General features: G+C 62.2%; 16 protein-coding genes and 1 pseudogene. 14 read left to right on the top strand and 3 right to left on the bottom strand.

Going from position 1 to position 21,239, the window contains the following annotated elements:
• Window positions 1-182: pseudogene (locus AC1DVU_RS13290) on the bottom strand (hypothetical protein); the annotation flags it as partial.
• A 390-nt stretch (window positions 183-572) separates the two neighbouring features.
• Between AC1DVU_RS13290 and AC1DVU_RS13285 the strand changes: the two are divergent.
• From AC1DVU_RS13285 to AC1DVU_RS13240, 10 genes are all read left to right on the top strand, one after another.
• The gene (locus AC1DVU_RS13285; protein WP_476922918.1) at window positions 573-1,700 is read left to right on the top strand and encodes an acyl-CoA dehydrogenase family protein; all 1,128 of its coding nucleotides are present in this window, start codon (window positions 573-575) and stop codon (window positions 1,698-1,700) included.
• 4 nt (window positions 1,701-1,704) lie between these two features.
• Window positions 1,705-2,775: an acyl-CoA dehydrogenase family protein gene (locus tag AC1DVU_RS13280; RefSeq protein ID WP_476922917.1), complete on the top strand. Its 1,071-nt coding sequence runs from the start codon at window positions 1,705-1,707 to the stop codon at window positions 2,773-2,775.
• Complete coding sequence (locus AC1DVU_RS13275) at window positions 2,772-4,046, top strand: CaiB/BaiF CoA transferase family protein (protein ID WP_476922916.1); 1,275 nt, start codon at window positions 2,772-2,774, stop codon at window positions 4,044-4,046. The genes AC1DVU_RS13280 and AC1DVU_RS13275 overlap by 4 nt, the downstream gene beginning before the upstream one ends.
• Window positions 4,043-5,509 carry an aldehyde dehydrogenase gene (locus AC1DVU_RS13270; protein WP_476922915.1) on the top strand — a complete coding sequence of 489 codons (1,467 nt, stop codon included), beginning with the start codon at window positions 4,043-4,045 and terminating at the stop codon, window positions 5,507-5,509. Before AC1DVU_RS13275 ends, AC1DVU_RS13270 begins: the two co-directional genes overlap by 4 nt.
• A gap of 37 nt (window positions 5,510-5,546) precedes the next feature.
• The gene (locus AC1DVU_RS13265; protein WP_476922914.1) at window positions 5,547-6,326 is read left to right on the top strand and encodes an IclR family transcriptional regulator; all 780 of its coding nucleotides are present in this window, start codon (window positions 5,547-5,549) and stop codon (window positions 6,324-6,326) included.
• 54 nt (window positions 6,327-6,380) lie between these two features.
• The gene (locus AC1DVU_RS13260; RefSeq protein WP_476922913.1) at window positions 6,381-6,947 is read left to right on the top strand and encodes a cupin domain-containing protein; all 567 of its coding nucleotides are present in this window, start codon (window positions 6,381-6,383) and stop codon (window positions 6,945-6,947) included.
• Window positions 6,948-7,083: 136 nt separating this feature from the next.
• Complete coding sequence (locus tag AC1DVU_RS13255) at window positions 7,084-7,848, top strand: enoyl-CoA hydratase/isomerase family protein (protein WP_476922912.1); 765 nt, start codon at window positions 7,084-7,086, stop codon at window positions 7,846-7,848.
• Window positions 7,849-8,793: 945 nt separating this feature from the next.
• Window positions 8,794-9,237, top strand: a complete 444-nt coding sequence (locus AC1DVU_RS13250) for a nuclear transport factor 2 family protein (RefSeq protein WP_476922911.1) — start codon at window positions 8,794-8,796, stop codon at window positions 9,235-9,237.
• Window positions 9,238-9,904: 667 nt separating this feature from the next.
• The gene (locus AC1DVU_RS13245; RefSeq protein WP_476922910.1) at window positions 9,905-10,897 is read left to right on the top strand and encodes an NAD(P)H-dependent flavin oxidoreductase; all 993 of its coding nucleotides are present in this window, start codon (window positions 9,905-9,907) and stop codon (window positions 10,895-10,897) included.
• Window positions 10,894-11,748, top strand: a complete 855-nt coding sequence (locus AC1DVU_RS13240) for a 3-hydroxybutyryl-CoA dehydrogenase (protein WP_476922909.1) — start codon at window positions 10,894-10,896, stop codon at window positions 11,746-11,748. The genes AC1DVU_RS13245 and AC1DVU_RS13240 overlap by 4 nt, the downstream gene beginning before the upstream one ends.
• A gap of 2,570 nt (window positions 11,749-14,318) precedes the next feature.
• Here AC1DVU_RS13240 and AC1DVU_RS13235 read toward each other — a convergent pair.
• Window positions 14,319-16,139 (bottom strand): AMP-dependent synthetase/ligase, encoded by a 1,821-nt coding sequence (locus AC1DVU_RS13235; RefSeq protein WP_476922930.1) that lies wholly within the window; start codon window positions 16,137-16,139, stop codon window positions 14,319-14,321.
• 174 nt (window positions 16,140-16,313) lie between these two features.
• On the opposite strand from AC1DVU_RS13235, the gene AC1DVU_RS13230 reads away from it, so the two are divergent.
• Together AC1DVU_RS13230 and AC1DVU_RS13225 are read left to right on the top strand one after the other, a co-directional pair.
• Window positions 16,314-17,321 (top strand): NADP-dependent oxidoreductase, encoded by a 1,008-nt coding sequence (locus AC1DVU_RS13230; protein WP_476922908.1) that lies wholly within the window; start codon window positions 16,314-16,316, stop codon window positions 17,319-17,321.
• A gap of 175 nt (window positions 17,322-17,496) precedes the next feature.
• Window positions 17,497-17,970, top strand: a complete 474-nt coding sequence (locus AC1DVU_RS13225) for a MaoC family dehydratase (protein WP_476922907.1) — start codon at window positions 17,497-17,499, stop codon at window positions 17,968-17,970.
• 148 nt (window positions 17,971-18,118) lie between these two features.
• Here the strand turns inward: AC1DVU_RS13225 and AC1DVU_RS13220 are convergent, their stop codons facing one another.
• Complete coding sequence (locus AC1DVU_RS13220; RefSeq protein ID WP_476922906.1) at window positions 18,119-19,315, bottom strand: PucR family transcriptional regulator; 1,197 nt, start codon at window positions 19,313-19,315, stop codon at window positions 18,119-18,121.
• A 140-nt stretch (window positions 19,316-19,455) separates the two neighbouring features.
• Between AC1DVU_RS13220 and AC1DVU_RS13215 the strand changes: the two genes are divergently transcribed.
• Both AC1DVU_RS13215 and AC1DVU_RS13210 read left to right on the top strand, forming a co-directional pair.
• Window positions 19,456-20,247, top strand: a complete 792-nt coding sequence (locus tag AC1DVU_RS13215; RefSeq protein WP_476922905.1) for an SDR family oxidoreductase — start codon at window positions 19,456-19,458, stop codon at window positions 20,245-20,247.
• Entirely contained in the window at window positions 20,138-21,238 is a 1,101-nt protein-coding gene (locus AC1DVU_RS13210; protein WP_476922904.1) for a polysaccharide deacetylase family protein, read from the top strand. The genes AC1DVU_RS13215 and AC1DVU_RS13210 overlap by 110 nt, the downstream gene beginning before the upstream one ends.
• Window position 21,239 lies beyond the last annotated feature (1 nt).

Raw genomic sequence — 21,239 nt, 5'->3', positions numbered from 1 at the left:
GGGTAGCGGTTGAGGTTCCACACGCCGCCTAGCCCGTCGCTCTTCTCGAACAAGATCGAACAAGATGGTCGAGAAGCCGAGTTCTTCAACTGGTAGGTGCCGCTGAACCCGGCTCCCACGATCACTACGTCGTAGGTGGACGACGCGGTCGTGACGGGTGTGTTCGTGTCGGTAGTCGTCATGGATCTGACCTCTCATGTGTGTCGGCGCTGGCCCCTGGAGGACGCGCCCCCTGGTGCAAGTGCTCGCGATCTCACGGGCGAACACTCGAATGTGATCAGGACCATATGACACGCGACACATGTAACACAATAGAGCAGACTCATATTTATATACGTAGAAAGTACAATAAGGAAACTAAGCATGCTGATAAATCGCCCGGAATTGCAGTAATCCGCATGATATCAAGCCGGAATCAATGCGATCTCGTTGACATAAAAAAAATGTATGTACGAAATTAGTTGCGCAATGCAGGTGTCGAAAGGTAACTTCGAGGCATTCAGTCGACGCGGCGATGAGCCGGCTTCGAGAGTCAAGAGCAGTCGGACGACGGCAGATTGGGGAAGCGACGGATGGCCTTCACGCCCACAGCGCTGAGCGCCGACGAGGACCGGCTTCGGGTCTCGGTGCGGCGTTATCTGAGCAAGCGTCTCGGCCCGAATCATCGGCCGGGGATGGGTCTGGCCGGACTACACGACCCTGAGTTCAGCCGTGATCTCGCGCGTCAGGGTTGGGTCGGCATGAGTATTCCCGTGGCATTTGGGGGGGCCGGAGCGACTGCAGTGCAGCGACACATTGTTGTCGAGGAACTACTTGCCGTTGGTGCGCCTGTTGGTGCCCATTGGGTCGCGGAGCGACAGACGGCGCCCACCCTGCTCTCATTCGGAACGCAGGAGCAGAAGGAGTATTTTCTGCCGCGTATCGCTGCAGGTGAGTGCTGGTTCGCGTTGGGTATGAGCGAGCCGGATGCCGGCTCAGACCTGGCCTCCGTGCGCACCAGCGCGACAAAGGTGGACGGTGGATGGCTGGTGAATGGCACGAAGGTGTGGACGACTAACGCACACCTCAACCACTTCGCTGTGGTGTTGTGCAGAACGTCGGCCTCGGATGACAGACACGGTGGGTTGTCCCAGCTCATCGTCGACCTGCACGCGCCTGGTGTGGTGATTTCCCCGATCGTCTACATCGACGGGCGGCATGACTTCAACGAGGTCGTCATGACCGATGTGTTCGTCTCGGATGAGCGAGTGCTCGGAGCCATCGGCGACGGGTGGCATCAGGTTACGTCTGAGTTAGCATACGAGCGTTCCGGTCCGGACCGTTACCTGAGCACGCTTCCGCTCTTTCGAGCCTGTCTTGAGCAACAAGGCCCGACATTCGGCGCCGCTGAACTTGCCAGCGCCGGCATGATCGCGGCCAAGCTCTGGGCGATCAGGCAACTGGGCCTGGCCACGGCGCGTGCCCTGGAACGTGGCGAGGCCCCGGCCATCGAGGCCGCGCTAGTGAAGGACGTCGGCACACTGTTTGAGCAGGAAAGCGTCGAGTCCTTGCGTCAGATTGCCGACCGGCAGGTAGATCCCGCCTCGGGAAACATGTTCGAGAACCTGCTGGGTGAAGCAATTGCCACAGCCCCTGGATTCACGCTCCGGGGCGGCACTACAGAAGTACTGCGAAGTGTCGCAGCAAAGGGCCTGAGGTAACGAAATGACCTTGAAGGAATTGACGAGCGACGCGGCAGTCGTCGGAACGGCTGTCCAAGACCTGCTGGACAAGCACGCCACACTAGACGTCGTAGCAGCCGCTGAAGCTGACGGTTGGGCCCCTTCGCTGTGGGACGCCATGCACCACAACGGATTCACGACAGTTTCAGTGGGGGAGCACGTCGGCGGTTCGGGCGGCAGCCTTGCAGACGCCGATGCGGTTTTGGAGCAAGTGGGGCGCCACAGTGCCCCTGTTCCCGTAGCGGAATCCAGCTTGCTGGGTGGTTGGCTGCTCGAGTCCGTGAAGGAATCCTTGCCGGCCGGGATGGTCACCACCGCACCTGCCGAAGGCATCACAGTGTCCCCCTTGGGTCGTCTCGACGGCGTGGTTCACCGCCTCCCATGGGCCTCCCAGGCGGACAAGATCGCTCTACTGGTCGGAGCCCAGGAACAACGTCTCGTGCTACTCGACCCGAGCGAGTGCTCCATCGAGCGTGGAACGAATATCGCTGGCGAACCGCGCGACGCCCTGGTGCTGCGCGATGTCCCGGCCGCTCTTCTTCCAGTGCCGGCCGAGGTCACTGCGAAAGCGCTCGTCCTGCGCGGAGCGCTGTCCCGCGTGGCGTTGATCTCGGGAGCCGCGGCGCGAGCGCTTGAAATCACGGTCCAGTACACCCAAGACCGTCATCAATTCGGTCGGCCGGTTGCCAGGTTCCAAGCGGTGCAGGCGCATCTGGTCACTATGGCCGAGCAAGTCGAAATTATCCGCATCGCCGCTCGTACTGCGGCGCTCAACGCGGCGACATCGGGAGCGCTCGATCCATTCGATGTCGCCGCAGCCAAGATCGTGGCTTCGCAAGCCGCCGGTGTAGTCGCGTCCCATGCGCACCAGGCCACGGGAGCCATGGGAATGACACGGGAGTACGAGCTTGGCTACCTGACACGACGTCTGTGGAGCTGGCGCGACGAGTACGGCTCCGAGAATTACTGGGCACGCCGACTCGGGAGTCAACTAGCACAACTCGATGGACCTTCCATCTGGCCAGCGATCGCACAAGGATTGAGGAGCGCATGAGTATGGCGCCCGACCACAGCCAACCCGTCCTCGCCACGCTGACTGGACGTCAGCAGCCACATACCGCCACGGGCGCTGGTCCCCTCGCAGGAGTTCGCGTTGTCGATCTGACAACCACGCTCATGGGCCCGTACTGCGGGCTACTCCTCGCACAAATGGGCGCTGAGGTGACCAAGATCGAGAGTCCCGGTGGTGACGTCGCACGATTCATCGGAGACCGCTCCGGTGTGGGTCTCGGCAGCATGTACGTCAATTTCAACCGGGGAAAAAGGAGCGTTGAGCTCAACCTGAAGGATCCAGCAGACTTCGCGGTGCTGCAGTCGCTCGTCCGCGAAGCTGACGTCTTCAGCCACAATATGCGGCCCACAACGGCCCAGAGACTCGGTCTTTCGTACGAAGACCTGTCTGCAGACAACCCACGTCTGGTGCACTGCTCGATGCATGGTTTCGACCAGCGAGGTCCGTGGAGAGACAAGCCCGCCTACGACGACATCATCCAGGCTGCAGGTGGCCTGGCTTCAGCCCAAGGTGGGCGACAAGGCCCCCCTGCGTATGTTCGTAGTCCAGTGGCCGACAAGACGGTCGGAGTTTTCGCGGTCGGCGCGATTCTCGCCGCACTTTATGAGCGGGAGAAGTCTGGACTCGGTCAGTCCGTGTCCGTCCCGATGTTCGAGACGCTCGTGGCCTTCATGGCCATGGATCAGCAGGGCGACACGGTGTACGACCCGCCTGTAGGCCCCCCGGGATACGTGCGCATGGACTCACCGCACCGGCGCCCATACGCTACGGCCGATGGGTACATCTCAGTAATGGTGTACACGGACGGTCAATGGCAGAGATTCTTCGACCTCATCAACCGGCCAGACCTGGCTGCGGACGACCGGTTCGCTGGAATCAGCGGGCGGACAGACCATATCGACTTCCTCTACGAGATTGTCAACGACGTCCTGCCGGCACGGACCACAGACGAGTGGCTCACGATCTTGGACGATGCGGACATCCCCGCAGCGCCGGTCATGACCGTCACTGACGCCATGAGCAATCCACAGATTCGGGCTAGTGGTCTGTTCGAGGATGTGGATCACCCCGTCCTTGGTCGACTTCGACAAGTCGGGCTTCCGATGTCATTCAGTCGCACCCCCCCACTTCCCGCGGGCCCCGCCGAGACATTGGGGTCATCAACAGCGGCAACCAGGCTGGCGCTTGCGTCAGTGGTGAAACAACAGGGTTCGTCAGGGGCCGATCACGTGAAGGAGCATGGATACCGATGAGCGCAGACCTTGAGCTGGACCGCCCGAACTTCTTCATCGACGGGAGCTGGTGCGAACCCACCTCTGCAAGCAGCCGCACACAGCTGGAGGCGGCGACCGAGCAGAATCTCGGCACCTATGCGGTCGGCACTGCAGACGACATCGATCGCGCAGTTCGGGCGGCTCGATTGGCACTGGACTCCGGGCCGTGGGGCGACACGAGTGGGCCGGAGCGTGCTGAAATGCTGCGTTCGTTCGCTGACGCCTTGAAACTCCGCGGCGACTCAACGGCGCAGCTCCTAAGCCGCGAGATCGGAACCATCGCCTCCCTTTCCCGATCGGCAAACGTGGACGGTTCAGTCGCGTTTCTTGAGATGATGGCTGGCGTCGCACAGTCGCATCTGTTCGAGACAAGGCGGCCAAGTGCACGAGGATCCTCGATCGTCCAGCAGAATCCCGTGGGCGTGGTGGCTGCCGTCATCGGTTGGAACTACCCGCTGTTGATGGCGATCGGCAAGATCGCGTCTGCGTTGGCCGCCGGGTGCACGGTCGTCCTTAAGCCACCGCTGGAGTCGGCGTTGTCGTCCTACGCTCTGGCTGACGCTGCGGTCGAATCCGGTCTCCCAGCCGGTGTGCTGAATATCGTTGTGGGAGATCCGGAGGCTGGTCGAGCACTGGTCGCCCATCCCGAAGTCGACATGATTGCCTTCACTGGATCCACCCCGTCAGGTCAAGGCATTGCCGCCGTTGCGGCGCCCATGATGAAGAGGCTCTCGCTGGAGCTCGGCGGAAAATCAGCTGCAATCATCCTGCCGGACGCCAACCTCGACCGATTCGTTGCAACGATGGACACCGCGGTTTTCAAGAACGGCGGCCAGACCTGCACCACGAATTCGCGAATCCTCGTTCCGCGCGAACGTCGGGAAGAAGTCATCGATGCGCTTGTGACGTACGCCCAAGAGCTTCGCGTCGGTAATCCGCTTGACGACACGGTGACACTCGGTCCCATGGCGAGCAAGGCCCACCGCGAGAGAGTCAACGGTTACATCGACATTGGAGTGAAGGAAGGTGCGAAGTTGGTGACCGGCGGTACGGATCGGCCCGCCGGAACCGACCGTGGATGGTTCGTTCAGCCGACGGTCTTCGCAGATGTCGACAATAGGAGCCGCATCGCGCAGGAGGAGGTTTTCGGCCCTGTAATTGCCGTCATCGACTACGAAACGGTCGATGATGCCATTCGGTTGGCGAACGACACGATCTTCGGGCTGGGCGGGTCTGTCTTCACCGAGGATGAGCAGTACGGGTTGGATCTGGCTCGGCGGGTCCACACAGGCACCTTCGGCGTGAACTACTACTCTCTCGACATGGGCGCGCCGTTCGGTGGCGTCAAAGGTAGTGGGATCGGGCGCGAGTACGGGCCGGAAGGGATCGACGAGTACCTCGAGTACAAGACGATCTATGCCGGACCGGACCGGCTGCGGTGAGTACTCGTGGCTCCCGGTGAGTGCAGGAGGCACCTCAATGATTACCCCGGACGACAGCGGCCAGGAGATCGACCCCACGGCACCCAAGCATCGGATGGTGGCTCGGGTGGCGCAGATCCTGGAGATGGTGGCCCGAGAGCAAGCGGGGCTGTCGCTGACCGAGATTGCTCATCGCTGCTCGGCACCAGTGAGTTCGGTGCAGACGTTGGTCGGAGGACTAGTCGAGACGGGGTATCTGACGCGCCGAGCCCGGCGATACACATTGGGACCGGCGCCGTATGTGCTGAACATGCTGGCGCAACGGCCACCCGTGCGATCAGTCCGGCGGTCCGACCTCGAGGTACTCCACCAGATCACCGGCCAGACGATCCTCCTTGGCATTGTCGTAGGTGGCGAGGCGTTCTACATCGAACACGTCACGAACGACCCGAGGTATGCGTATCTCGCAGAGAGCCGGGTACCTCGGCCGTTGCTCCGGACGTCGGTAGGCCGAGCCCTCCTGGCCCATATGGACGACCGAGACATGCACGAGATCCTCCGTCGCAGTAGTGAGGCCGACAGCGCGGTCGTTGACGAGTTCTTGCACGAGCTACCAAAAGTTCGTGAAAGCGGCCTGGTAACCAGCAAAGGACTCGTAGGGCCGGAGTACTGGGGAATCGCGACGCCGATCCGCGAGGACGGGATCGTGGTAGCTGCGGTCGGCCTTCTAGGGCGACGTGCAGAGATGGAAGGGCGCTTCGACACACTCGGTGAGCTCCTGCTCGACCATGCGCGTGAGTGGTCAGAGCGATCCTTCGGCGCATCAGCCGGCACTTGAATTCTTCTTATGACTTTGTGAACACCGCGTTCACCCACACCTTTGGAGCACCACATGAGCAACTTCAACTTTCGCACGATCGTGACTGGAATCGACAACTCTGGCAAGTCCGTCATCGTCAAGGACGAGCCGACCCCGGTAGTGACCACGCCCGCGCTCGGAGACACCCAGTTCTGGCTCACGTGGGGCACGCCAGACGGAGCCTTGACTACGGGCAAAGGCTCCTCGGACTACACCTTCTCCCCGGTCTTTCCCGGCCCCGGGGGTACTCGGTTCATGTTCTGTAGCTGGCCGCCTGCTCCCTCAGCGGAAGCCGCGAACGCGCCAGAGCCGACTGAAGAGCAGCAGTCGGCTGCGTATGCCGATGCTGAGGGTAAACTTCCGGGCCTTCTCGATGTGTTCGCAAAAGACGTCGATGGCTTTCATACGACTGACACCGTCGACTACGGCATTCTCCTCGAGGGTGAGCTCGTTCTCGCACTTGACGATGGCGTGGAGCTGTCACTGACGCCTGGCGCTTCAGTCATCCAGCGTGGAACTCGGCACGCTTGGTTCAATCGCACCGACAAGCCTGCACTGATCATGTACGTGTTGCTCGGCGCGGATCGCGTCAACGCCTAACGCCCTAGTACGCGACGGTTCGTCCCGGGACTAGGTGCCCGGGACGAACTGGCCACCGACCGACGAGCCGGTCTCGTCGTGCCCGGTGTTTTCACTGGCCCCGAAACTTCATGAACGATCAGAATTGAGGTATGTGATGCCTGACTTCAGGCTTAACGTCCAGGTCGATGACCTTGGCGTCGCGACTGTTGAGTTCGAACGAGGGCGACGTAACTACTTCACTGTGGAACTCGTGCAGGCTCTGGTCAGATCGATCGAGCAGCTTGCCGAGTCGTCGTCAACACGAGCTGTGGTGTTGCAGAGCAGCGGTCGCCATTTCTGCGCCGGTGCAGAGTTCGGCAGCCCGGACTCACCGATCGACGACGTCGAAGCCCTGTACGGAGCCGCAGTCCGCATCGTCGAGCAGCCCTTGCCAATCGTGGCTGCTGTTCAGGGGGCAGCCATCGGCGGCGGTCTGGGGTTGGCGCTGGTCGCCGACTTCAGGGTCGCGGAACCTACGACACGTCTCGCGGCCAATTTTGCGCGACTGGGTATCCACCACGGATTCGGCAGCACGGCGACGCTGCCGGCCGTCGTTGGCAATCAGAACGCACTCGACTTGCTCTATACAGGGCGCACGATCAACGCTGACGAGGCCTTCGCGATGGGTCTATGTGATCGCATCGCCGAGCAGGGACGCGGCAGCGAAGTGGCGCATGAATTGGCGCGTGAACTAGCGCGCTCGGCGCCTCTAGCTCTGAGGGCGATCCGTCGAACTATGCGAGCCGATCTCGCTGGTGCGATGCGATCCGCTGTTGTCAACGAGCGCGCGGAACAGGTCAAGCTTTTCGGCACCAGCGATTTCGCGGAGGGGATTGTGGCAGCCGGAGAGAGTCGCGTCCCGGTGTTCCTTGGGCGTTGAACGATTGTCGGAAAGGAGGACGCCGAATGTCCGCCAACACCTTTGGCTCCAGCAGATGCTGAGTCGTCCCGGCCGTCTTCGAGGACGTTTCGGCGTGAATGGAGCGACTGTGAGCACGGACGACTGGCAGATCGTCGCACGACGCGGAACCGGAATGTACCCCGGAGATCCGGAGTTGCACGTCCGTCGACGTCTCTCGGTGTTGACGCTTTGTGGACGAAACTGCTCGGACTGGCCGGTTCAGTGGGACGGAGAGGTGGTCGTGTCAGACGGAAGAGTCTGCTCCACGTGCCGTAACGAGCTTGGTGGGTCGGGGCGCTAGCGGTCAGGGTCAGCCTGCGCGTGGCAACGGTAGTTGGCCTCCCATCGACTTCGCCGGAAGGACTGACTGTGGGTCGTTGACTTGTTATAACAAAGTCCCAACAGGCTTGGAGATTCGCGGTGGGACAATCCCGTTTCGCCGTGAGTACTTCATGTTTCGGCGCCCTTGGCTCGTGCTGCACTCATCGGAATGCGACGTCCGGTAGCGATGGGGTTGGTGCGTTGCGGTCAGGGACGCTGCCTTGCGAGGCGTGCGGACGTGAAGACTTCCCCGACAGCAGGCTCCTTGACCCCTCCGGCGTCTAGAAATCGCAGCCCAACTTCCGCGTGATGAACAGAGGAAAATATACGTATATAAATGCCGAATGACCTTCTTGCGTAAAAGGGCTTAGATGTGTCAACATTTCCACTGTGAACGGCATCACAATTGGACGAGGGACCAAGTCTCATCTATGACCTCGGTCGAGCCTCGTGTACTTCGAGTTGAAGCGTGGGGCTGACTCTGAGGTGGGTCATCACGGCCCACCTGGCACTCTCAGTTCGTCGCGGCGTTTAGCGGATACATCTGGCCCGTGCCAGGCGGCAAGCCTCGAATTAGACAGCACAAGACAAGGGAGTCACACAATGAGTAACGCGGATCTCGAAGCGCGCATCACACGCCTGGAAGACATCGAGGCCATAAAGCAGCTAAAGGTGCGATATGCGCATATCTGCGACGATCTGCACAACCCCGAGACGATCAACAGCGTCTTCGCGGAGGACGGCGTTTGGGAGAGTGCCGACTTTGGTACTGCTCGCGGTCATGCCGAGATCAAAGAGCTCTTCTCGAAGTTCCGACCGATGTTCACTCTCTCGCAGCACAACATGGTCAATCCGCTGATCGAGGTCGATGGCGATCGAGCCACGGGAGTCTGGTACATCCTGGGACCGTGGAACCCCGCCGACGGCAGCCCTCAGTGGTTCTTCCTGCGCTACGACGACGAGTACGTCAAGGTCGACGGCGAGTGGAAATTCAAGCGCCTTAGCTTCACGACGCGCCTGGCGGAAGATCGATTTGTAGGGGCGTGAGCATCCCGGGCGCTGCTGATGCATCGGACGAGGTGCAGTGCCACATCGGCGTGCCACCCTTCTTCACGTTCCTCAGGTCTGCACGTACCGGTGTGACCCAGCAGTGAGCCGATTGGTGGCTGAGGTGCCAGGCTCGAGAATTCCAAGCAGCGGCCCACCATCGGCGCGAATGAGGCAGCGCGCCACTGTCTCGCGAAGTCCCTCGAGCCAGCCCGCCGCGAATAGCCGATTGATCAGCGCTCAACTAGATGCTTGTCCTCATCCCTTCACGAACTTGTCCGTCGTTGAGACCTAAAGATCGTCGATGGTCTGGGCGTAATTCGTTTCGACGACCTTGCGGCGCAATATTAGGGTCGCGGTTACTTCGCCTCGCTCTGCCGACCATGAGGATGTCAGATCCGGGTCCGGACTCGCGGGCCACCTCGTCCATGGACGAGGTGAGGGCTTCGAAAGACTCCCGCGCAACGGACACGAATGGCAGTCGTGCCAGTCTCGGCAGCGCCTAGGGAACGAGCGAGGTCGCCATGGAGGCGAGTCACGCAGATGCCGGGCCAGGGCCCTACGGCATGGACCGGGGTAGCGTGAAATACCGAATGCGGGAAAGTGTTGCGTATATGAGTACTTATCTGGGATTATTGCCACTACCTCGAGAGACCAAGGACATTTCGTGACCCTGCCGCCGATACTTTCTGCGCCTCTGACACTGCCCGTTGTCTGCTCGCCGATGTTCATTGCATCTGGCCCCGAACTAGTCGCGGCTCAGTGCAAGGCCGGCGTGATCGGCTCCTTCCCTGCTTTGAATGCGAGGCCAGCGTCGGAGCTCAAGCGTTGGCTCACAGAAATCGATGAGGAACTCAAGGCGTATTCCGTCATCAATCCTGATCGTCCGGTCGCGCCGTACGCGGTCAACCAGATCGTGCATCGATCCAACACGCGCTTACAGGAAGATTTGGCGGTATGCGTCGAGCATCAAGTTCCGATTGTCATCAGTTCCCTTGGTGCTCGTATCGAGGTCAATGAGGCGGTCCACTCGTACGGAGGCATCGTGCTTCACGACGTAATCAACGACGAATTCGCGCGCAAGGCAATCGACAAGGGTGCCGATGGACTAATAGCGGTCGCAACAGGTGCCGGTGGCCACGCGGGCACCCAGTCGCCGTTCGCCCTCATCCAAGAGATTCGTAGTTGGTTCGACGGGCCACTACTCCTGTCGGGAGCTATAGCTCACGGTCGTTCGATACTCGCCGCGCAGGCGGCTGGCGCCGACTTCGCCTACGTCGGCTCGGCCTTCATTGCTACGCACGAGGCTCGGGTGGTACCCGCCTACAAACGGATGATCGCCGACAGCCGAGCGGTCGACGTAATCTACAGCAACCTTTTCACCGGTGTTCATGGCAACTACCTCCGTGGCAGCATCGAGGCGGCAGGCATGGACCCGGACAATCTCGGGTCATCCGATCCTTCGGTGATGAACTTCGGGTCGGGAGATACAACCTCCTCCGAGAAGGCGAAGGCCTGGCGGGACATCTGGGGGGCCGGTCAAGGAATCGGCGCAATCCGAGACGTGGGATCAGCGCAAGAAGTGGTGGACCGGCTTACGGCCGAGTATGACGAGGCACGCGCGTCTCTTTCCTGCGCTCTAGCGGGCGCCGGCATATGATCGAAAAGGTCGGTGTCATCGGTGGTGGCCTGATGGGGGCGGGCATCGCCGAGGTCGCCGCGCTGGCGGGTATGGACGTCGTGGTGATCGAGGTTGGCGACGACACCGCCAAGACCGCCGCTGAGCGGGTCGAGGCGTCACTGCGGAAGGCCGAGGCGCGCGGCAAGCTCGCGGCCGCCGGGGTGGCCAGTGTTCTCGACATTATCCGCTTCGAGACCGATCTAGAGATCCTCTCCGACCGCGATCTCGTTGTCGAGGCTGCATCCGAGGACGAGCAGATCAAGCTTCAGCTGTTCCGTACCTTAGGCAGCGTGCTGACCAAGGATGACGCGATCCTTGCATCGAACACGTCCTCGATCCCCATTGTGAAGCTCGGTGCAGTTTCCGGGCGGGCGGGTTATGTGATGGGGGTGCATTTCTTCAACCCCGCGCCCGTAATGCAGTTGGTCGAGCTGATCCCGTCGCTAACCACATCCGAGGTGACGTTGCAACGGGTGCGATCCTGGGTTACCGACGGACTGGGCAAGAAGCCCATCGATGCGACGGACCGGGCCGGCTTCGTTGTGAACAGCCTATTGGTGCCGTATCTGTTGAGTGCGATTCGGATGTACGAGGCCGGGTACGCCTCGGCCGCCGACATCGACCGCGGCATGGTCCTAGGGTGTGGTCACCCCATGGGGCCGCTGGCGTTGGCGGACCTGATCGGCCTGGACACCGTCAAAGCGATCGGCAAGGCAATGTACGACGAGTTCAAAGAACCCCTCTACTCACCGCCGCCGCTGCTCGACCGCATGGTCGACGCAGGCCTGCTCGGCAAGAAGATCGGCCAGGGCTTCTATGACCATGGCTGACAGGCGTGACGCTGGCGATGACGAGTGGTTCCCAACCTCATCGAGTCGCCGTTTGGTGCAGATGGAGCATGGGGCCGGATGGGTGCTGGGCGGGATGGTTCACGCTCGTGAGCTTGGAAGCGTATTCACCGCCTGTGGCGAGTTCGCGCCCGCCTGGCCAACCCTGTTCGATGGTGCGTTCGATGCCACGACGCCTGCTGCGTGCCGTGACTGCGCGATTGTTGTGGTGATCTGATCGTAGGGTTCACCGGACTCCCGTCAGACCCAGGTTCGACTGCTGCTGTCTTGGGGCGGCACGGTCGGTGCCGCCGGGACCACTCAACAGTTCGTGGGACAGCTCTTTCCCTCTGGGGTCAGGCGGACGGTCTTCGTCATCAGCAACGCGACCACGGTCTATGCGTGCGCACTCAACAACACCGGGACTCCGGGTGCGGCTCGCGTCCCTTTGGGCTTCAGAACGGTATCGCCCTATCGGACTGCGACGACCACGAGCCACTTCTTTGCCGATGCGACGATTACCGCCACAACCTACCCCTACACGACCGTGAAGGTTGCTCGGACGGCCACGTATCAGCCGCAACCAACAGGAACGATCAGTAACCGTGAGGGGTTGACGACTCTTGCGACGACGCTCAGTCCAGCCAACAGCGGCACCAGGGGCATCTGGTTGCCGAGCTCAGCCGGGACCCACTACATCCGCGCCGTTTTCTTCCCGACCGATGCTGCTAGCGGCCCGTCGTCCAGCGTGTCGATGAAGATCACGGTCAGCTAGGGCTCATGTGCGACGTCAAGCGCGCCTGGATAAAATGCGGCGGAAGAGTTCGCCCGTGGTGCGGAGCACGGAGGATCGGTGCGTCCGGCGTTGCTCCCGCTCTTGGCCGTGGTCCGCGGACTTGAAGCCCTCCGCGACGTCACACCGACTCCCCGTCGACTGGACGGCCTGATCGCCGACAGCGTCGCCACGGCGCGTTCGTGCGCCGACTCCAAATGCGGTGTCTTCGAAGTCATTTTCAGTCCCGCCGGAAATCCCGTCAGTCACGGTGGCTCTGGCTCGGGATACACAAATTATGGATGTCGCTGCGAAGATTGCACCGAGGCCAACACCGCCAGAATGCAACGGCGGCGTCTGGAACGCAAAGGCAAGAAGCTCCCGCCGACGCACACGGCCAGCTGTCCACGTATGTGAACTGGTGGTGCCGCTTCCCGGGCATGCCGCCAAAGCCGCTGTGTCCGACCGTCGGCAGCGTTCGCATCTGGGCGGCATCGAGCCTGAGGACAACGGCACGTAAGCAGTACGAGAAGGCGAAGGACCGATTGCAGGACGAACTCGACTCGCTACCCCGTCGGGGTCTCCGAGTTGCGGCCGCCCAAAGGTGGCAGTCTCGGGTCGGGCGACCAACTCGCCCGAACGATCAACGATCGCTGGGGGAGTTTGAACCCGCGCAAGCGTCGATTCCCATGTACCTCTGGCGCACCCGCAGGGCGAAATCAATGGGTCCTGCGACACGAATGCACCTGAAATGAAAGGCAAAAACTCAACCGCGCGTCACTTGCGGTGAGAGTCTCCAAGCATGAGTGAGGAGGTCGAAGGTGTGGGTCAGGCTTGGGGCGCCAAGTGGTGGACTCGGTCGCCTTGATCCTTCATCTTCGGATTCTTCAGTTGAGTGGCCACTCAGCCGCCTGCCGTTGGCCGTTGGAGTTGAAGAATCCAGATGCTGAAGAGCTAGGTGAAAGGCGACACGCAGTTGCTCAATGGCCGTGGTCATAGCGTCGCCCCCCCGGCACACAGCGCCGACTTCGCTGACGAACTCGAGCACGACGAATGGCTCCAGTCCGGTGGTCTGCGCGATCAACTGATCGTGGGCCGAATCAAGCAACTCGGCCAAGTCTCGGTCCTCGTCAATGTCGACCTTGTCGGAAGTCGGCCCACCAGCTGGCGACCCCGCTGGTCCGCCAGCAGAGCAAGCGAGTACAGGTACATCAGCTCGTGCTCGGCTTCGAACTCGCGAACGTCAGCGCGCATCCGTCGCAACTGAGTAGTCGTCGTGTCGAGCACACCAATGGCGTTGACAGTTGCCTGCTCGAGCTGCGGTGACGCGATGAATCTTGAGGCGGTAGCTCAGCCGAGAGGGGCATTTCGACTGGTTCCCAACCTCGACGAGCCGGCGCCTCGTGCAGAAGGGGCACGGGGCGGAGTGGGTCCTAGGCGGTGTCATTCATGCTCGCCAACTTGGTCAAGCTTCCACCGCGTGCGGGTTGTTTGCGCCTACGTGGCCGACACTTTTCACAGGTAATGTCAATCTGGATCCCCCGCTGAGCTGTCGAACGTGCCTGATTGTGGTCGGGATCGCCGCTAGGAGTGAGAGGCATTTAAGAGCCGCAATTGATAACTTGGTCGGCCGTTCCCACTAAGTCCAGTCACGTTTACGTGCAGGAAAGTTGCCGCCAGCGTGGCGGTGTCCGCGGCTGCTGGCGACGTGACGTGGCCAAGAAGCGCGTGCTTGCCAGCCTGATCCCACGACCGCCGGCAAGGGGGATCTTTGTCGACGACTCGTCAAGTCCGCCAGCCGTCACCACGCATCCGATGAGGCCAACCTCGCAGGGCTTGAAGACTCCTGTTGAGGGCCATCCGTCGCGTTCTCTGGCGCGGCGACGTATAGCTGGTTGATCGCTTCCGCGTGATTCGACTCGACGACCTTGCGGCGCAACTTCAGTGTCGGAGTCACCTCTCCACGTTCAGTCGACCATGGGGCGGTGAGCAGTACGTGTCGCCGAACGCGCTCGGCGCGCGAAAGGCGCTCGTTCGCTGTGTCAACCACATGAGCGAAAGTCGACATGACGAGTGGGTCTTCGACCACGACCTCGGGCGGACCATTGACGCCCAGACTCTCGGCGACCTCGACGAAGTCTGGCACGATGAGTGCCACGTTGAAGGCGCGCCCATCTCCGACAATGACGACGCTGGCGATCAGCGGCGACACATCGGCGATAACGCTCTCGATTCGTGCCGGCGACATGTTCTCACCGCCGGCGCTGATCATGATTTCCTTCTTGCGGTCGACAATGGCGAGCTGATCGCCCCGCCATTCCCCGATGTCGCCGGAGTGGAACCAGCCGTCGACGTCGAAGGCGCGAGCAGTGGCTTCGGGGTCGTCCTTATAGCCTCGGGCCAGGTGAGGCCCACGGATCAAGACTTCGCGGTCTTCGGCAAGACGTACTTCCGTGCCCGGCACGGCGCAACCCACAGTGCCGATGTGGTGGTCGCCTGGAACGCTCATCGTCGCGACGGCCACCGTTTCGCTCAAACCCCAGAGGTCGTGCAGGGGCATGCCGATGGCGGCGAAGAAGATGTGAGTCGCACGAGGAAGGGGGGCTGAACCGGTGATGAACCAGCCGACCTCGTCGAGCCCGACCGACCGCCGCAAGGGGCCGAACCAGCGTCGGTCAGCTTCAACCACTCGAGCCGACAATTCCTTCGGTACAGGCTCGTCCTTCAGCCGCATCTCGACGGCATCCTGAGCTTCGGCGATGGCGCCCAGGATGTTCGCGCTCTCTTTCTCGGATCGCCCCCGGATTTCAGCGACAATGCCAGCGTGCAGTCGTTGCCAGATCCGCGGCACCGACGTGAAGAGCGTCGGACGGACGCCGGGAAGCTCATCGAAGATTGCCGCCGGTCGATCCACGGTCGTGACGCTGGATCCGCCAACAATGCCGAAATAGTGGCCGACGATCCGGTCGACGACGTGGGCATGGGGGAGGTACGACACGGTCCGTCCACCCCGCAGCGGCTGGACGGAGTCGAACACGTCCACCATGAACAAAATCGATGCGTGCGTCAGCTCCACCCCTTTGGGGGGCCCGGTCGTCCCAGATGTGAAGATCAGCGTCGCGAGATCGTCCGGCTCCACCGGCGGGGGGCAGTATCCAGAATCGCCCATCGTCTGCAGCTGTTCGAAGCTCGTGCGGTCGACCCCGGGGCCACCCACTTCCACGATGTGGACCCCTTCGGGCGGCGTCAGCCCCTCCAGGAGCTCGGCGTCGGCGACCATCACTTTCGCGCCGGAACGCGCGAGCAGGTCGGCGTTCTGCTCGGCGGGAGCACTCGTGTAGAGCGAGAAGGGGGTAGCCCCCGCGACGAGCACTCCGGTGTCTGTCAGCTGCCACTCCGGTCGGTTCCCGATCAGGAGCGCCACGGTGTCACCGCGACCCACGCCAAGATGAGCGAGGCCGGCAGCGATCCGGTCGGCTATGGCAGCGTACTCGGCCCAGGTGAGGTCGACACGTCCGTCGCTGCTTCTGAGCGCGGGCTGATCAGCCATCCGAGCCACCGTGTCGCGGAAGGCTGACGTGAGTGTGCGGGGGGCGGGAGCGGGCGTAGCGGACTCGGACATCACGGCCTCTGGCGATAGGGGTGCGGACACCGTCCGACGTTAGGTCAGCGATGCGCGACCAGAAAGGCGGCGAGGCACCACCGGATGATGGTGCCTGACCACCTCGACCCATCGCCGGTCTCCGGGCGACGATGACGGACGTCCGCTGTTCGTCCGCACGCAAACGGAGACGCGATGCCCTTGTCTCAACGCTTCGTCCTGACACGCCGTCCGAAGGGTCAAGTGCAGCTTGACCACTTTGCGCTGGACGTCGTTGAGGAAGCGATCACGCGCCCCGGCACGATGTTGCTCCAGACGTTGTGGATCTCGTTGGACCCAGCCATCCGTGGCTGGCTTGATGATCGTCCGAGTTACCTGCCGCCTGTCGCCATCGGCGAACCGGTTCGGGCCATTGGCTTGGCCCGGGTTGTTGAGTCCCGGCTCGCCGGCTTCACGCCAGGCCAGGTGGTGCGTGGGTTCGTTGGTTGGCAGAAGTGGCTCGTTGTCGATGAGCCGGCCGAGTGGGAAGTCGTTGGCGAGCGTCCCGGGATGTCGCTGAGTCACAGGCTTGGGGTGCTCGGCATGACCGGCCTCACCGCGTGGGTGGGCATGATGGAAATCGCCCGGTCAAGCGCCGGCGACACGGTCGTGGTGTCTGCCGCTGGTGGAGCCGTTGGATCGGTGGCGGCGCAGCTGGCGAAGACGACAGGGGCGAGAGTGGTCGGCATCGCCGGGGGGCCCGCCAAAGGAAGGCTGTTGAGGGAGAGGCTCGGGCTCGATGCGGTCGTCGATTACCGCGCGAAGGACTGGCTCGACCAACTAGCTGACGCGACGCCTGAGGGCATCGACGTCAATTTCGAGAACGTGGGCGGACCAGTGATGGAGGCGGTGATCGATCGCTTGAACAATCACGCACGCATGGTGCTGTGCGGGTTGATCGACGGCTACAACATGGAGACGAGACCCCAGGGGCCCCGAAACTTCGGCCTCTTGCTGACCAAACGAATCCGTACGGAGGGACTCATCGCCGTGGACCATTTCCCGCGTGCGAAGGCGATCGAGGACCGGCTGATGCCGCTCGTCTCCAGCGGAAACGTGCTTCCACTGGAGACCATCGTTGAGGGGTTCGCCCTGCTACCGGGGACCTTCGTGTCGTCGTTCGCCGGAGGCCACGTGGGCAAGCTGGTCGTCAAGTTGCGCTGATCCCCCGTGATTCGAATGGGCTGAACCGTCGCCTTTCGTCCTCACTCATTCGCCGCTCTTCATGTCGAGCCGACAACCCGGCGCGGGACTGCCTAAGGTTCGCTGGGTGCCTCCGCGCGTATTCGCGCACAAACCTATGTGCACTTATCCGTTCAAAGATCAAGGAGAACATCAGATGAATCGCAACTCGGTGTACCCGCTCACCCCTGCCTCGCTCAAAGATCTTGAGGACCTTGTCGGCCAGACGCTGGGGCCGACCCCTTGGCACGCCGTCACTCAAGCTGGTATCGACGCCTTCGCGGACGCTACCGGCGATCGGCAGTGGATTCACGTCGATCCTGAGCGTGCAGCCGCAAGCCCGCTTGGTACGACGATTGCTCACGGCTTGTACACCCTCTCCCTGGGGCCGGCCTTCAGCTATCAGCTGATGTCCTTCGACGGCTTCACCCACGCTCTGAACTACGGCTACGACAAGATTCGGTTCCCCGCCCTCTTGCCCACCGGGAACCGAGTGCGAATGTCCATGACGGTTCTGTCCGTCACGCAGACAGCGCGGGGCGTGGAGTTCCGAAACCAGCAATCATTTCAACGAGAGGGAGAAGACCGGCCTGTTGCCGTGGCCGAGTCAGTCTCATTAATCGCCGTCTGACCCTGAGTGGCCTGAACTACAGAACAGGTGCCGGCGGGACGGGCGCCACCCTCGAGGTCCCTGACGCTCTCGTCGCTGGGGACATGCGATGCGTGCTCTCGTGGGAAACAACTGAGGCACCACGACTCAGGTGCGATCAGCGAGCTGGTCAACCTGTGACGTGGGGCGCGAGGTGTGTTGCAAGTCGAAGTGCGAAGTCACTCGGGTCAAGCGGCCGACGCCGAAGACGGCCTGCACGATCGAGACGCTTGACAACACTGTTGGTGTGTAGGGTCAACCTCTTCGCAGCCCGAGTAGGGCTGCCCAACTCATCCAGCCAAACCGAAACTGTCGTCAGTAGTTCGGCATTCTCGGGCTCCACAAGTGGCCCCAGGTGCTGGCGCACGAACTCTCGAGCCGTGTCCACGTCCGCGCTGGTCATCGACAGGACTGCCACGTCGTCGAAGCTGGTCACATTTCCGGGCCCTGCGAGGTAGGCAAGCCTTCGAGCTTCCAAAGCTTCCCGGTGCGTTGCGCGGAAGCCATCCACACCGGAACGAGGAGTGCCAAACGCTACGTGCACCCCATCCGGGAGCTGCAGCGCAGGCCGAATTTCGCCGAGATTGATGGTGCTGACGGTGAGCCACGCATGTAGCGCCCTTCCTCCTCGCGGCACGACTACCTGTTGCCATGCGTGCGTGAGGTGCCGCAGCCGAGAAACGACTCGGTGGAGGTCGAGGGGGTTGCTCAGATCACCCCACACAATGATGCCGATGTGTTGCACGCCCAGGCGGAGCCCCAGACGTCGCTCGGCCTCAGCTTCCCCCAAAGTGCCCTCGAGCAGAGCATCGACGGTGTCCTGAATGTCGCCTTCCTCGCGACGCCGGATTTGTTCGGCCTGGTGTGCGTACGCGGCGGCCGCACGCGCTCCGGCGGCGCGAAGGTAGCGAAAAATTCGCTCCATGGCGACCTCGAGAGCGTCCGCGCGCTGATCATCGGGCAGGAGACCGGGGCCGTTTCGCATCCACGATGCGAAGGACTGCAACACCATGGTTCCGGCGGCGTCGTAGGCCAGAATCAGCACCGAAAGATCTATACGTACGTCTGCCAGATGCCGGGCCCAGTGATCTGCTGCGCTCGGGAGCGTGATGTCGGGGTCCAGCGATCCCTCGAGCACGACGTCCTTGATCAGGGGTACGTGAGAGTTCAGTGCGGACAGCAGCCGCTCCTCATCTGCGTGTCCCGCGCTCAGCACCTCCGGGGTGGCTGCAGCGACCGCATCGAACATTGACCGGACGACGTCGGACTCGTCGCTGACCAGCCATGCCACGAAAACTTCCGCCGCTTGCGATGCGTGTCGATCCACGATCGATACCTTACGGCTCGAATTGGTGTGCTGTACCACCACTACAAAGTGGGTGTGCCGCTGCTTTCGGGGCCGGGGGAGTGTGGCGACAGTATGTGTCAGCCATCACGTCCCCTCACTAGAAGGTAGCTGCGTTCGCCATGATCCAGCCAGGTAATGACCTCTTTTCGGTCCGCGGACGCCGCGTCGTTGTGACGGGGGGCTCCCGCGGCCTTGGCCGAATGATCGCCGAAGGATTCCTGGCCGCGGGGGCGGAGGTCCTCATCACCGCCCGCGACGAGCACCGCGTTCGCGAGGCCAGTGTCGACCTCGAGGCGCTGGGGCGTTGTCACTATGTCGCAGCCGACGTGACAACTCCCGAAGGCATCGTCGCGATCACCGAAGCGGTCGCGGACTTTGCTGCTGATGGACTTCACGCTCTGGTCAACAACGCCGGGGTGACGTGGGGTGCGCCGCTTGAGTCATTTCCCCGCAAGGGATGGGACAAGGTTCTCGGTACCAACCTGGTTTCGGTCTTCGAGCTCACAACGGCGTTGCTGCCGCACTTGACGGCGGCGGCGGAGGCATCCGACCCAGCGCGCGTCGTCACGATCGGATCGGTCGATGGAATTCGGGTCCCCGAGTTCGACAATTTCTCATACAGCGCCAGCAAAGCCGGCGTGCACATGCTTACCCGGCACCTGGCAGTCCAGCTGGCCAAGAGGAACGTCACGGTGAACACGGTTGCGCCCGGCGCCTTCCGCAGTGACATGACCGACTTCGTCCTGAGTGACGCGGACGCCCGGCAGCGGATCGAGGACGGAATTCCCCTCGGTCGAGTTGGTGAGCCCGACGACCTGGCGGCGGCGGTTCTTTACCTGTGCTCGCCAGCCGGTCGCTATGTCACCGGAACGACTCTCGCGGTCGACGGCGGCATCACCGCCAGTCATTGATTTCATCAAAGAGGAGAACATCATGGACCCCATTTCGGACCTCGGCACGATCGAAGTCGCTATCACCGTCGACGAGCTTGTCCTCTGGGACGGTTCACCCATTCCGCAGGGGTACACACCCCAGTCGATCGCCGCCACGTTCACCGAGACCTTCGCGGCGCACCACGTGCCTGGTGTCTACGGGTTTGCGCACACCTATCCGTTTGCCCAAGATCCCGGTCTGCGCGAAGTCCTGCACGACTGGGTCGAGGCAGGGCACAACCTGGGCAATCACACGCACCTGCACGCATCGTTGAACTGGGTCGAGGGATCTCAATACATCGACGACATCAAGCGGGCCGAGGACGAGCTCGGTGACCTGCTGGATCTAGCGCCCTCGCGCCTGTTCCGCTACGCGATGGACATGAGCGGACCGAGCGAGCAGAAGCGGGGCGCTGTTGAGGACTATCTCCGGGAGGCCAACTACACGCATGCCCCGATCACAGCATGGTTCGGTGACTTCGCCTGGATCGCTCCGTACTTTCGGGCGCACCTCACGGGCGATCGCGAAGCGTTGGAGATGTTGCGGCGGGCGTACGTGGATGCGGCGGTGTTCAACTTGCGCAGCCATTCGGCCGCCGCGCGCACTTTGTACGGTCACGACATCCCGTACATCTGGCTGATCCACTGCTCGCCCATCGGCGCCGACTGCCTCGACGACATTCTCACCGCGTTTGAACAGTCCGGCGTGCGATTCGTCTCGCTCGAATCGGCACTGGACCACCCCAGCAACAAGGTGGTCCCTCCCGTCGACTGGCGATTCCGAAACCATCTCGAGCGCACCTTGAGGGCCAACGGCATCGAACGGGAGCAGGTCCCGGCCGAACTGGTCCAGGCGGTGCTCGCCGCTGCCCCCGCCGACGGATGGGACAGCTTCGACGTCTACGAGAACCACATCCTCAAACCGATCGTGGAGCGTGCGGGCGGGACATGGCTCTGGACCTGGGAATGAG

It is taken from the genome of Aeromicrobium sp. P2_G6 (genome assembly GCF_056403535.1).
Note: the sequence above shows the minus strand (reverse complement) of the source record. Positions and strands in the feature narration are given on the sequence as shown.

What these genes read in the sequence shown, in the direction of transcription:
- AC1DVU_RS13285 (WP_476922918.1), top strand. Translation starts at nt 573, where the DNA reads ATGGCCTTCACGCCCACAGCGCTGAGCGCCGACGAGGACCGGCTTCGG.
- AC1DVU_RS13280 (WP_476922917.1), top strand. Translation starts at nt 1,705, where the DNA reads ATGACCTTGAAGGAATTGACGAGCGACGCGGCAGTCGTCGGAACGGCT.
- AC1DVU_RS13275 (WP_476922916.1), top strand. Translation starts at nt 2,772, where the DNA reads ATGAGTATGGCGCCCGACCACAGCCAACCCGTCCTCGCCACGCTGACT.
- AC1DVU_RS13270 (WP_476922915.1), top strand. Translation starts at nt 4,043, where the DNA reads ATGAGCGCAGACCTTGAGCTGGACCGCCCGAACTTCTTCATCGACGGG.
- AC1DVU_RS13265 (WP_476922914.1), top strand. Translation starts at nt 5,547, where the DNA reads ATGATTACCCCGGACGACAGCGGCCAGGAGATCGACCCCACGGCACCC.
- AC1DVU_RS13260 (WP_476922913.1), top strand. Translation starts at nt 6,381, where the DNA reads ATGAGCAACTTCAACTTTCGCACGATCGTGACTGGAATCGACAACTCT.
- AC1DVU_RS13255 (WP_476922912.1), top strand. Translation starts at nt 7,084, where the DNA reads ATGCCTGACTTCAGGCTTAACGTCCAGGTCGATGACCTTGGCGTCGCG.
- AC1DVU_RS13250 (WP_476922911.1), top strand. Translation starts at nt 8,794, where the DNA reads ATGAGTAACGCGGATCTCGAAGCGCGCATCACACGCCTGGAAGACATC.
- AC1DVU_RS13240 (WP_476922909.1), top strand. Translation starts at nt 10,894, where the DNA reads ATGATCGAAAAGGTCGGTGTCATCGGTGGTGGCCTGATGGGGGCGGGC.
- AC1DVU_RS13235 (WP_476922930.1), bottom strand. Translation starts at nt 16,139, where the DNA reads ATGTCCGAGTCCGCTACGCCCGCTCCCGCCCCCCGCACACTCACGTCA.
- AC1DVU_RS13230 (WP_476922908.1), top strand. Translation starts at nt 16,314, where the DNA reads ATGCCCTTGTCTCAACGCTTCGTCCTGACACGCCGTCCGAAGGGTCAA.
- AC1DVU_RS13225 (WP_476922907.1), top strand. Translation starts at nt 17,497, where the DNA reads ATGAATCGCAACTCGGTGTACCCGCTCACCCCTGCCTCGCTCAAAGAT.
- AC1DVU_RS13215 (WP_476922905.1), top strand. Translation starts at nt 19,456, where the DNA reads ATGATCCAGCCAGGTAATGACCTCTTTTCGGTCCGCGGACGCCGCGTC.